Annotated in this window: 11 protein-coding genes; 5 read left to right on the top strand and 6 right to left on the bottom strand. The window is 50.5% G+C overall.

Features of this window, described 5'->3' with window-relative positions:
* Position 1: 1 nt before the first annotated feature.
* From KG631_RS09330 to prlC, 4 genes are all read right to left on the bottom strand, one after another.
* Complete coding sequence (locus KG631_RS09330) at positions 2-898, bottom strand: ABC transporter ATP-binding protein (protein ID WP_213999020.1); 897 nt, start codon at positions 896-898, stop codon at positions 2-4.
* 120 nt (positions 899-1,018) lie between these two features.
* Entirely contained in the window at positions 1,019-1,723 is a 705-nt protein-coding gene (locus tag KG631_RS09325; protein WP_213999018.1) for a DNA-3-methyladenine glycosylase I, read from the bottom strand.
* Positions 1,724-1,747: 24 nt separating this feature from the next.
* Positions 1,748-2,230, bottom strand: coding sequence for a hypothetical protein (locus KG631_RS09320; RefSeq protein ID WP_213999013.1), 483 nt, complete (start codon positions 2,228-2,230; stop codon positions 1,748-1,750).
* 71 nt (positions 2,231-2,301) lie between these two features.
* On the bottom strand, positions 2,302-4,404 hold the full coding sequence (gene prlC, locus KG631_RS09315; RefSeq protein ID WP_213999010.1) for an oligopeptidase A: 2,103 nt from the start codon (positions 4,402-4,404) through the stop codon (positions 2,302-2,304).
* 180 nt (positions 4,405-4,584) lie between these two features.
* Between prlC and gorA the strand changes: the two genes are divergently transcribed.
* Together gorA and KG631_RS09305 are read left to right on the top strand one after the other, a co-directional pair.
* Positions 4,585-5,940, top strand: coding sequence for a glutathione-disulfide reductase (gene gorA, locus KG631_RS09310; protein ID WP_213999004.1), 1,356 nt, complete (start codon positions 4,585-4,587; stop codon positions 5,938-5,940).
* Positions 5,941-5,948: 8 nt separating this feature from the next.
* A complete protein-coding gene (locus KG631_RS09305; protein ID WP_213999002.1) occupies positions 5,949-7,919 on the top strand; it encodes an alkaline phosphatase D family protein in 1,971 nt (656 codons plus the stop codon).
* 264 nt (positions 7,920-8,183) lie between these two features.
* Here KG631_RS09305 and KG631_RS09300 read toward each other — a convergent pair whose 3' ends face one another.
* On the bottom strand, positions 8,184-8,582 hold the full coding sequence (locus KG631_RS09300; protein WP_301003711.1) for a RidA family protein: 399 nt from the start codon (positions 8,580-8,582) through the stop codon (positions 8,184-8,186).
* A gap of 191 nt (positions 8,583-8,773) precedes the next feature.
* Between KG631_RS09300 and KG631_RS09295 the strand changes: the two genes are divergently transcribed.
* Positions 8,774-9,355 (top strand): TetR family transcriptional regulator, encoded by a 582-nt coding sequence (locus KG631_RS09295; RefSeq protein ID WP_213998995.1) that lies wholly within the window; start codon positions 8,774-8,776, stop codon positions 9,353-9,355.
* A gap of 3 nt (positions 9,356-9,358) precedes the next feature.
* Here the strand turns inward: KG631_RS09295 and KG631_RS19215 are convergent, their stop codons facing one another.
* The gene (locus KG631_RS19215) at positions 9,359-10,174 is read right to left on the bottom strand and encodes a cupin domain-containing protein (protein ID WP_213998988.1); all 816 of its coding nucleotides are present in this window, start codon (positions 10,172-10,174) and stop codon (positions 9,359-9,361) included.
* Between the two features lie 173 nt (positions 10,175-10,347).
* On the opposite strand from KG631_RS19215, the gene KG631_RS09285 reads away from it, so the two are divergent.
* Together KG631_RS09285 and KG631_RS09280 are read left to right on the top strand one after the other, a co-directional pair.
* On the top strand, positions 10,348-11,145 hold the full coding sequence (locus tag KG631_RS09285) for an alpha/beta hydrolase (protein WP_213998986.1): 798 nt from the start codon (positions 10,348-10,350) through the stop codon (positions 11,143-11,145).
* Between the two features lie 63 nt (positions 11,146-11,208).
* The gene (locus KG631_RS09280) at positions 11,209-12,222 is read left to right on the top strand and encodes an alpha/beta hydrolase (RefSeq protein WP_213998980.1); all 1,014 of its coding nucleotides are present in this window, start codon (positions 11,209-11,211) and stop codon (positions 12,220-12,222) included.
* The last annotated feature ends 4 nt before the right edge of the window (positions 12,223-12,226 follow it).

Here is a 12,226-nt window from a genome sequence, read left to right as displayed (position 1 = left end):
CTCAGGCGGGCGTTGTTGCAGTATTTAGCGGGGCGCGACGGGCACGCAAGGTCGAAAAGTACACATCTTCCAGGCTGGCAGTACAGGCTGAAAAGCCCGGCGGCGGCTCGGCCGCATAAACGTTTAATACGGTGCGCCCGGCAAACAGCCGTTTTGAGATAACCGGTAAGCTGTGCTCCAGCTCTGCCGCTTCGCTCTGGCTGGCAGTTATGCTCCAGATTTGGCCCTGCAGCTCGTTAACTAACTGCTGCGGGTTACCTTGTAATAAAATTTCGCCACCAGCCAACACGGCCATGTCAGGGCACAACTCAGCAACGTCATCAACAATGTGGGTGGATAAAATAATGACTTTTTCTTCGCCGAGGCTCACCAGCAAATTGTGAAACCGATTACGCTCTTCCGGATCCAGCCCGGCAGTCGGTTCATCGACAATCAGCAGGTCCGGGTTACCCAGCAGCGCCTGAGCAATACCAAACCGCTGGCGCATGCCACCTGAGAAGCCACTGACGGCTTTATCTTTATGCTGATATAGATTGGTATGGGCGAGTAAGCCATCTACTATTTCCTGGCGTGATTTCTTGTCACTCAGACCTTTTAACACCGCCAGATGATCCAGCAGTTTGTAGGCGCTGATCCGTGGGTAAACGTTGAAATCCTGCGGCAGATAGCCGAGTGTTTTACGCAGCGCTGTCGGGTCTTGCAGTACATCAATATCGTTAAACATGATGCTACCGCTGTCTGCACTTTGTAAGGTGGCGATAGTACGCATCAATGACGACTTACCTGCGCCGTTCGGACCCAGCAGACCGAACAACCCTTTGGAAATGGTTAAATTAACGTTATTAAGCGCTTTTACGCCATTGTCATAGGTTTTAGATAAGCCGTTGATCTGAAGCATGGTAATTTTCCGCGAGCTGAAAATACCACGCTAACACAGGGTTAAAATAACAAGAAGATGCATTTGGTTAACAGCGCCAGTAATTTGTAAGCAAATATACCAAAGGTTAGTAAAGGGATGTTAGCGCTGCATACCTACCTGATTTTCGCCGCAACTTAATGCCACGATCTGACTGATTTCCTGCAAGCTTAACCCTGACTGTTGCTGCCACTGGTTAAATTGCTGCTGAATTTGTTTCAGGCTGCGCTGACTGCTCAGGCCACCATCAAATACCCCGTAAGCGCGCAAGTAGCCTTCAATATCCTGCGTGAGCAAAAAGGTATCCTTACCAATCGCCCGAAGTGCATAAGGGCCGGTATTACCCCCTAATCTCGCGCCATGTTTTTTCAGATAAGCCCATAACCCAATAATATTGTCTGTTGGCCAGTCGGCAACAAAACGGGCGAAACTTTGCTGTTCCTGCTGGACATCGAAAATCATCAACGCATTATCACGAATGGTGAAGACCTTATTCAGATTACGGATAATCCGCGGATCAGCCGCTTTCTGCTCCAGCATCTCATCACTGAGCAGCAGCACTTTTTCAATATCAAAATCGAAAAACAGCTCGCAAAAGCCCGGCCATTTCTGCCGTACTACCCGCCAGACAAACCCGGACTGAAACACCTTCTTAGTCAGCTCGGCCAGCAGCACGCTGTCCGGCAACTGCGCAAGCGTGGCTGGTACCAGCGGCTTACTAATTAGCGCCTGTAACGCTGCTTCACCACCTTTGCGCTCGCAGGCCCGCTGATAAATTGCACTAAAATTTTCTACTGTGCCGGTCATACTGCTCCGTTTAGCCGGTAAGCCTCAGTAACTGTTGTTTTTCACCAGTTTGCACTGGCCACCCGATAACTCTACCGCTGGCTTGGGTACAACCGCACAATCTGACATCCGGCCCAGCCGCATATTTTCTGCCTCAGCAGCGGCGTTATAAGCTGCTATCCGGGCAAGGATCTCCTCCTCATTGCCCTCTTTGGTCGAATAAGCAATGTATTGCGCCGGCCCGCCACAAGGTTTATGGCCAAAGCCCGTTACCCGGCACTGGCTGTTATCGTCAGCGCTGGCATCACCAATCAGCTCTAATGCTTCGCGCCGTAACGCATCAACATCCTGATCTGCTTTTACATTCATTTGCTTCTCCTTCGCTTTGACGGCAGCAATCGGATTTTTTTCCGGATCAATCGCTTCTACTAATGGCTCAGGTGCCAGTCGCTCGTCATTTGCTGCCTGCCCCTGCTGACAACCTGTTACGGCCAGTAATAAAGTTAGTAATGCTATTTGATATTTCATATTCGCCACCTCCGGTTTTGCTCATCCTGACAGAGCAAAACTGAATAAGCAATTAATTAAATGTTAACAACTTAGCCAGCGATCCCCATATGACGAAGCAAGGCTTCATTCGAGGGTTCGCGCCCGCGGAAGCCCTTAAATAACTCCATTGGTTCCGCACTGCCGCCGCGTTCTAAAATCCAGCTTAAGAAATCCCGGCCGGTAGCCGGATTAAATACCCCTTCTTCTTCAAAGCGGCTGAATGCGTCTGCTGACAACACTTCTGCCCATAAGTAACTGTAGTAGCCTGCGCCGTAACCGCCGGCAAAAATATGACCAAAACCATGCTGAAAACGATTAAATCGCGGCGGTACTATTACCGATACTTCGCTGCGAACTTGGTCCAGCAGTTGCTGCACCCGGCTACCGGCTGCACTGTCTGGCGCGGCGCTGTATTCGGCGTGTAAGCGCATATCAAACAAAGCAAATTCCAGCTGACGCACTAAGAACATTGCCGACTGAAAGTTTTTCGCCGCCAGCATTTTATTTAATAAGTCCCCGGGCAGCGGCTCACCGGTCTGATAATGGCCAGAGATAATTGCCAGCGCCTCCGGCGCCCAGCACCAGTTTTCCAGAAACTGGCTGGGCAACTCTACTGCATCCCAGGCTACGCCATTAATCCCGGCAACGGCTGCCGCCTCAACTTTGGTTAGCATATGATGCAAACCATGGCCAAATTCGTGAAATAAGGTTACCACTTCATCGTGGGTAAACAACGCGGGCTTACCGCCGACCGGCTTATTAAAATTACAGGTTAAATACGCTACCGGTGTCTGCACGCTGCCATCGGCCAGGGTGCGCCGGCCGCGGCAATCGTCCATCCAGGCGCCACCGCGTTTCTGGCTGCGGGCGTATAAGTCAAGGTAGAAACTGCCGCGCAGCTCACCCGTACTGTCGGTAATATCATAAAAGCGTACGTCCGGGTGCCAGACATCCACACCTTTGCGCTCGGTAACCGTGACGCCAAACAATTTATTAATAACCTGAAACAGGCCCGGTACCACTTTCGTTTCCGGAAAATAGGGTCGCAATTGCTCATCTGATACCGAGTATCTGGCTTGTTTCAGCTTTTCAGCGTAGTAAGTCACATCCCAGGCGGCCAGCTCAGCGGCCTGATATTGCTCGCGGGCAAACTCACTCAGTTCAGCCAGATCCTGCTCAGCTTGTGGTTTAGCGCGCCGGGCCAAATCGGTCAAAAAGTCCAGCACCTGGGCCGGGCTGTTGGCCATCTTGGTGACCAGTGATTCTTCAGCCGCATTGTCGAAATCCAGCAGCTGCGCCAGTTCATGTTTTAAGGCCAGAATTTCATCAATAATGGCGCTGTTATCAAACTTGCCGGCATGCGGTCCCTGATCAGACGCCCGGGTGCAATACGCGCTGTAAAACTCCTCGCGCAATTGCCGGTTATCGGCGTAAGTCATAATGGCTATGTAGCTGGGAAATTCCAGGGTAAATACCCAGCCAGCTAAATCGCGGCTTTTTGCTTCCTCTTCTGCCGCTAACATTGCATCTTCAGGCAGGCCAGTTAGCAGTGATTGCTCGGTAATATGCTTAAACCAGGCCTCGGTCGCGTCGAGCGTGTTGTTGGAAAAAGCAGAGCTTAACTCGGACAAACGGCTTTGAATTTCACCATAGCGCTTTTTCCTGGCAGCTGATAAGCCAATACCTGACAATTTAAAATCGCGCAGCGCATTGGTAATCACCTTTTGCTGCGCCGGGGTTAAACTGGCAAATTCTTCACTGTCTTTTAGCTTTTCATATGCCTGATACAGCCCTTCGTGCTGGCCCAGCCAGGTGCTGAAATCCGACAACAACGGCAGGCAGCTTTCATAAGCCTCGCGTAACTCGGGGCTGTTAACCACCGAGTTTAAATGCGACACCGGTGACCAGAGCCGGCCCAGCTGGTCACTGTCCTGCTCCAGTTGTTCAACCAGACTGTGCCAGCTAATGTTACCCGCAGCCAGCACCCGCTCTACCGCCTGGCGTGACGAAGCAATCGCAGCTTCCACCGCCGGCTTAACATGTTCAGGTTTAATTTGTGAAAATGGGGGTAGCTCAGTAAAGCTCAGTAGCGGGTTATTAGCTGCTGTCAGGGCTTGCGGTTTTGATTCGGATTGCGATGAAGGTTGCGACATAAAAGTGTCCTGCGAAATAGTGCGGATAATGCTGCTTATCTTGGGTTGGCAGCAGCATTTGTCAAGGTAATGTCTGCAGTGCTTATCGCAACACGCTTGTTTTTAACCGCGGTAAGTCTTATATCTGGCCTATATCCGGCTTCGCCGCGTAATCGTTTTTTTAAAATTAAGGGTATCATTATGGCAAGGCATTTTAATTATCTGGCAATCGGCGCCGGCAGTGGGGGTATTGCCTCAGCCAATCGGGCGGCCATGCGCGGTGCCAGCGCCGCAGTTATTGAGGCTAAGGCCGTTGGCGGTACCTGCGTAAATGTAGGCTGCGTACCGAAAAAAGTTATGTGGTATGGCGCCCATATTGCTGAGGCGATTAAATACAGCCCAGATTATGGTTTTAATTTAACCAATAACGGTTTTGATTGGGCGACGCTGGTGAAAAACCGTGAAGCTTATATTGAACGGATCCATGCAGGGTATCAGCGCGGTTTTGCCAGTAATGGTGTCGAATTTATTGAAGGTTTTGCCCGCTTTGTAAACGCTAATACGGTGGAAGTTAATGGCGAACAGATTACCGCTGACCATATCACCATTGCTACCGGCGGCCAGCCATTGATCCCCGATGTACCGGGCGCAGAGCATGGTATCGACTCTGATGGTTTTTTTGCCTTAACCAACCAGCCGAAAAAAGCCCTAGTAGTGGGTGCCGGTTATATTGCAGTGGAAATTGCCGGCGTGCTGCATGCGCTGGGTAGCGACAGCCATTTGTTGATCCGCCACGACCGGCCGCTGCGCGATTTTGATCCCGATATCACCGATATGCTGCTGGAGCGGATGACTCAGGACAAACTGGCACTGCATAAACATACCAACGTGATCCGGATTGAAAAAAATGATGACGGTAAATTAACGGTTTTCTGTGACAAGAATGTCGAATTTACCGACGTCGACTGCCTGATCTGGGCCATTGGCCGGGCGCCGGCAACTGCCAATATTAACCTGCAGGCTGCAGGCGTAACAACAGACCAACAGGGCTTTATCCGCACTGACAAATATCAGAACACGAATATTAACGGCATTTATGCAGTTGGTGATATCACCGGCGAAGCCCAGCTAACCCCGGTGGCCATAAAGGCTGGCCGACAGTTAGCAGAGCGCTTGTTTAATAAAGACCTGCCCGATGCCCATATGGATTATTCGTTAATTCCCACCATCGTGTTCAGCCATCCGCCGATTGGCACTATTGGTTTAACCGAAGCCCAGGCCCGCGAGCAATACGGCGATGCCAATGTTAAAGTGTACCGTTCCAGCTTTGCCGCCATGTACAACGCCATTACCAGCCACCGGGCGCTGAGCCGCTTTAAGCTGGTTTGTGCCGGCAAAGAGGAAAAAGTGGTTGGTTTGCATGGTATTGGCGAGGGGATGGATGAAGTGCTGCAGGGCTTTGCCGTAGCGATGAAAATGGGCGCCACCAAAGCCGATTTTGACGCCACCGTGGCACTGCACCCAACCAGTGCGGAAGAGTTTGTAACCCTTCGATGATGACTTAAATGACAAAGCCTGAGGCAGGGTTATCTGCCACTAATAGTCTGCCACTGGTGTTGGCGGGGCCACTGTTGCGTGCCGTCACGCCAACCAGCGTGACCTTGTGGCTGGCAACCAGCCAGCCGATACAGCTGCAGCTGGAACTGCGCCCTGAGAATGAAGACGCTCGTCATTTTAACCCGGTGCAGATGCAGCGGCACTGTCAGAGCATCCGCTGCGCCGGGAAGCTGTTTTTGCAGCTAATCCACATTCCGTTGCAACAGCCGCTACCCACTGGCTGCTGGATAGGGTACAACCTGACGCTGGCGACACAGCAACAGAATATGTCAGCCGACTGGCTTGGCTGGCAGCACTGGGCGCCCGATCTGGTATATCCTGGTCGCGACAACCCTGGCTTTGTTATTCAGCCAACATTACTTAGTCTGTTACATGGCTCGTGCCGCAAACCTCACTTTGATGCCGAGGATGGCCTGTTGGCGGCTGACATGCATCTGCAGCAAGTGTCGACAGAGCACTGGCCGGCATTGCTACTGCACAGTGGTGATCAGATATACGCCGATGATGTCGCTGCACCTATGCTTAGAGCCGTACATCAGCTGATTAACCGGCTGGAGTTTAGTGACGAGAGCCTGCCCTGTGTAACCGTAAGCCAGGCTACTGAGCTGCATCAAACCAAACCGCATTTTTTCCGGCGTGATACTCTGTTACCAAAAACGGAAGCTGGCCAGGCTGTGATCAGCCAAGTATTTAAAGGTGCGAAAAAACCGGTTTTTACCTCTGATCATGCCCGCAATCACTTAATTAGTCTGGCTGAAATATTGGGGATGTATCTGTTGGTGTGGTCGCCGGCAGGTTGGCAGGCCGATGCTACAGAGCTGACAGAAGAGCTGGCAGCAAGCCTTGATCAGGCTGATCAGCAACAATACCAGGAGCAACAGGCTATTATCCGCCGCTTTGCAGCTGGCCTTGGCAGGGTACGCCGGCTGCTGGCGCACATACCCAGCGCGATGATTTTTGATGATCATGATGTCACCGACGACTGGAACCTTAGCGCTGAATGGGAACAAACAGCCTACAACCATGATTTTTCACGCCGGATTATTGGTAATGCCTTAATCGGTTATTTGTTATGCCAGGGCTGGGGCAATACCCCCGAACGCTTTCAGACTGGCCAACTGCTGCAACAGGCAGAGCAGGCGCTGAATGACAGCGGATCGGCGCAACATCAGCAGTTTATTACTGAGTTATTGAGATTTAACCAGTGGCAGTATCATTGGCCAACATCGCCGCCGCTACTGGTGCTGGATACCCGTACCCGCCGCTGGCGCTCAGAGGTGGCGCTGGATAAGCCGTCCGGTTTGCTCGACTGGGAGGCGCTTACTGAATTGCAACAGAATTTAATTGGCTATGATGCTGTCGTGCTGGTGTCGCCAGCACCGGTATTTGGGGTAAAGCTTATTGAAGGACTGCAACGGCTATTTACGCTGCTGGGCAAACCGTTAATGGTGGATGCTGAAAACTGGATGGCCCACCGTGGCACAGCCTACGCATTAATGAATTTGTTCCGCCATCCGAAAACCCCTAAACACTTTGTTATTTTGTCCGGCGATGTCCATTATTCGTTTGTGTACGAGGTGAATCTGCGTGGCCGTGTCAGGGGGCCGGATATCTGGCAAATTACCAGTAGTGGCCTGAAGAATGAGTTCCCGGGACGGTTGCTCGATGTTCTGGACAGGTTAAACCGCTGGCTGTATTCACCACGATCGCCATTAAACTGGCTGACCAAACGGCGGCGGATGAAAATTGTGCCGCATAAACCCGACACCGCCAAAGCTGGCGAACGCTTGCTTAATATGGCAGGTATTGGCCTGGTAGAACTTCATGCTGATGGCTCGCCCAAACGGGTGGTTCAGCTTGGCGCAAAAGGCCAGGCTGTCGCCTTTAATATCAGCGAAGAGGACGCCCGCTGGGAGTAAAGGCTAATGCAGCAGGTCTATACGCAGCAGATAGTTGGTGGCGGTAATGGCAGTGTAGAGCAAGCGGGTATCAGTGCTAACTACTATATTAGCCACTGCCATGTTGAATTGAATAGTTTTTAAATACTCAGCTTGTGGCGAGAGTCCCCAAACACCGCCCGGTCCGGTGGCCACCAGAATACGGTATGGCAGCACTTTTAAACCATCGGGTAAGTAATTTTGCTTCTGAGTTTAGTGTTTTAACAGTATTGTACATAATTGTTACTATGCAGACTGAATCCGAGCGATAACTTTTATCTCAAAATCAAAGCCAGAAAGCCAGGTAACACCAACTGCAGTCCAATTCGGATATGGGGCTGATGGGAACATCTGTTGTTTGACTGCCATAATTGACTCGAGCTGGTTTTGAGGATCGGTATGGAATGTTGTAACGTCAATAATGTCATCCAATGAGCATCCTGCAGCACTTAAAACAGACTTTAAGTTGTCAAATGCTAATTCAACCTGACGTTTGAAATCTGGCTCTGGGGTACCATCCGCAAGACTGCCAACCTGTCCTGACACAAAAAGCAGGTCGCCGGATTTTATTGCAGCAGAGTAACCATGCTGCTCATATAGATCATGTTTCCCCTCAGGGATAATTACTTCACGTTTAGTCATCATTTAACTTTTCCAAATTTAAATTTTCTTGGTAATAAGCTCGGCGGCGTTTACCTACTTCATCACTTATGAAGAAAGTGGTATACGACATAGTGCATGACGGTTTAATATACGCGTCGTATGTAGAGTATTTATATACGTTACGTATGTCAATGTTTTATATACGCCGCGTATGTCAGGTGAGAGGGGTAAATGTGAATAAACGTTTGAAATCAATGGCAGAAAATCGAGAGAAATTAATTTCTGCTGCCCGGAGCGCATTTGCTAAAACGGGATACAGTGCATCTTCTATGGACGATATAACGGCGAGCGTTGGTTTAACCAGAGGTGCGCTCTATCATAACTTTGGTGATAAACGTGGATTATTGGCAGCCGTCGTGGCACAAATTGACGGTGAAATGGCAGTGTATGCGCATAAAGCGCGCTCAGAGGCCGGAGATGATTGGCATGGGTTGCTTGCTGAGGGAGCGGCATATATCAAGCTTGCTCTGGACCCTGAAGTTCAGCGTATAGTGCTTCTTGATGGGCCGGCAGTATTGGGCGATCCGACGCAATGGCCAAGTCAGAGTAGTTGTCTGGAATCGACAAAGCTCACCTTAGAGCGGTTAATTGCCGACGGGGTACTAAAAGAAATTGATACTGTGGTTGGCGCTCGATTAATTAATGGCGCTGCGCTTAACGCTGCTCTCTGGGTTGCGGCAAGTGAGACGCCTCAAGAGGTTTTGCCAAAGGCTCTTGAAGCTTTTTTTGCACTGGCTACCGGGTTACTTAAATAGATCTTATTGTTGTTGCAACCATTCTCTTGGGCTTACACCGATTTTTCGGCGAAACGCCCGCGCCAATGCGGATGGGCTCTCATAGCCAACTTCATCTGCAATCAGCGCTATAGGCCGGCCTTGGCGCAGACGTTTTTGCGTTAAGCTAACGCGCCAACTCAGTAAGTAGTCGGCCGGAGTTTTACCTACTATTTTGTGAAACTGTGCTGCGAAACTGGCTCGGGACATACTGGCCGCGCTGGCAAGCTCTGCTACCGACCAGGCCTTAGCGGGCTGATCATGCATTAGCGTAACTGCCCGAGCTAGGCGCAAATCTGCTAGCCCAGCCATCATTCCCGATGACATGCTGCTACTGGCCATGATATGGCGCAGCAGTTGGATCATTACCAACTCAAACAGCCGGTTTAACACGGCATTTTTACCGCAGTTTTGCTCTTCCGCTTCACTAAATAACCACAAGACGCTATCGCCCAAGATTGGTAAATCCTTCACTGGTAACAGCATATAGTCAGGCAAAGACGTGGTTAACGGGTTATCCAAACCGCCGTCAAAACTGAGTTCTGCACTGACCAACTGAGTATTGTCTGTCGCCACCGCGCTCAATTGGTGTTTGCAGGGCCTGGGGATAAATAGCAGGCTTGGTGCGCTAATAACAATTTCCTGCTTGGCTATCAGCAAACGAGCTATACCGTTATTAAACAAATACAGCTTTCCACTTCGCTCCTGAGCGTCAAAGGGCAAGTCACCACTGAAAGTGCCTGCATGAAAAGTCGTGGCACGCATACCAAACTGTGCCAGCAAGGTTGAAAGTCTGTCCACACCCCCTCCAAGTTAGACTATCTGCAGCATAATTTAGACAATATGGCGCCAAAAAACAAACCTGAGAGACTAAAATACCTCCAACGCTTACAGCTGAGCTGGAGCCTGTTAGTGCGCCGCTTAAGGCATGACGTTAACCAACGAAAACTTTTTTCACTGAACAGGAAAACATTATGAGTAAGTTAAGATTTCGCCACATTGCCGCTGCCGTTGCTACAGCAGCGCTGACATTAAGCAGTGCAGCCTTTGCCGCAGACAAACCGACAGTGGTCCTGGTACATGGCGCCTTTGCTGAGTCGTCCAGTTGGAACGGCGTAGCCGCTAACCTTCAGCAGCAAGGCTACCCGGTAGTAGCAGTAGCTAATCCACTGCGCAGTTTAACAACTGACGCCAACTATGTTGCCAGCCTGGTAAAACAAACAGCCGGCCCGGTTGTTTTGGTCGGCCACTCTTACGGCGGCGCGGTGATCAGCAATGCTGTGCAGGACAATACTAATGTTACCGCCCTGGTCTATGTTGCTGCTTTTGCGCCGGAACAAGGCGAAACCGTCCTGGAATTATCAGGCCGTTATCCCGGTAGCACGTTAGGCCCGACATTGGCAACACCAGTGTTACTCAAAGACGGCAATAAAGATTTATACATTCAGCAAGATAAGTTCGGTGAGCAGTTTGCTGCAGATGTACCGCCCGCAGAAGCCACACTGATGGCCGCCACCCAGCGCCCGGTTACTGAACTGGCATTAGCTGAAGCCGCTGGCGAGCCAGCGTGGCACAACATACCGTCATGGGCCATTTATGGTACCGCCGACAAGAACATCCCACCTGCGGCAATGAAGTTTATGGCACAGCGCGCTCAAGCAAAAAAAATCGTTGAAGTATCGGGCGCATCGCATGTGGTTATGACTTCACACCCAGACAAAGTCGCAGCGCTTATTGCAGAAGCGGCAACTTCTGCCGCAACTGCAAAATAACAGACTGCTGCAACAGCGCACTTAATCGACACTAAACTCACTGACAATTTATAGGAAACTACCATGAAAGTATTAAATACAGTTATCACAGCCAGCTTACTTGCTTTAAGTATAGGCAATGCGTTTGCCGCGGGTTCCCCGGGCGTCGAGATGAAAACTCAGGGCTTTCTTAATGCCCTGGCTCAGGGTGGCGGTAAACCATTAGAGCAGTTATCTGTTGCAGATGCCCGTGCGGTGCTGGTCGGTGCCCAGCAAGGCGCTGCTCTTCCGGCTGCTGATATTAGTGAAAAAACCATTAATGTTGATGGCCAGAATATTAAACTGGTGATTGTAAAACCAAAGGGTACAAAAGGTACGTTGCCAGCCTTTATGTATTTTCACGGCGGTGGCTGGGTATTGGGTGACTTCCCAACGCATGAGCGTTTGATCCGTGATTTAGTGCAGCGCTCTGGTGCCGCGGCAGTATATGTTGATTACACTCCGTCGCCAGAGGCCAAATACCCAACTGCAATTAATCAGGCTTATGCGGCAACACAATGGGTAGCTAAGCATGGTAAAGAGATAGGCGTTGATGGCAGCCGTTTAGCGGTAGCAGGCAACAGCGTTGGTGGTAATATGGCCGCCGTAGTAGCATTAAAAGCCAAAGAAGCGGGCACCCCTGCATTAAAGTTCCAGTTATTACTGTGGCCTGTAACCGATGCGAGTTTTAACAATACATCATATCTAACCTATGCTGATAATCACTTCTTAACCCGCAGTATGATGTTGTGGTTTTGGGATAACTACACCACGTCGCAGGAGCAGCGTAACGAGATTTATGCTTCGCCACTGCGCGCAACCACAGAGCAGTTAACGGGTCTGCCACCGGCGCTTATTCAAACTGCTGAAATGGACGTTTTGCGCGACGAAGGTGAAGCTTATGGTCGCCATCTGAATGCTGCGGGTGTTGCAGTGACGACACTGCGTTACAACGGCATGATCCATGACTTTGGTTTGTTGAATGTGTTAAATGACGTACCAGCAGTGCAGGATGCGTTAGATCAGGCTGGCCGCGAGTTAAAAGATCATCTGAACTAATTTA

It is taken from the genome of Arsukibacterium sp. (assembly GCF_018402695.1).
Taxonomy (GTDB): domain Bacteria; phylum Pseudomonadota; class Gammaproteobacteria; order Enterobacterales; family Alteromonadaceae; genus Alishewanella.
This window is presented reverse-complemented; position numbering and strand designations above follow the sequence as displayed.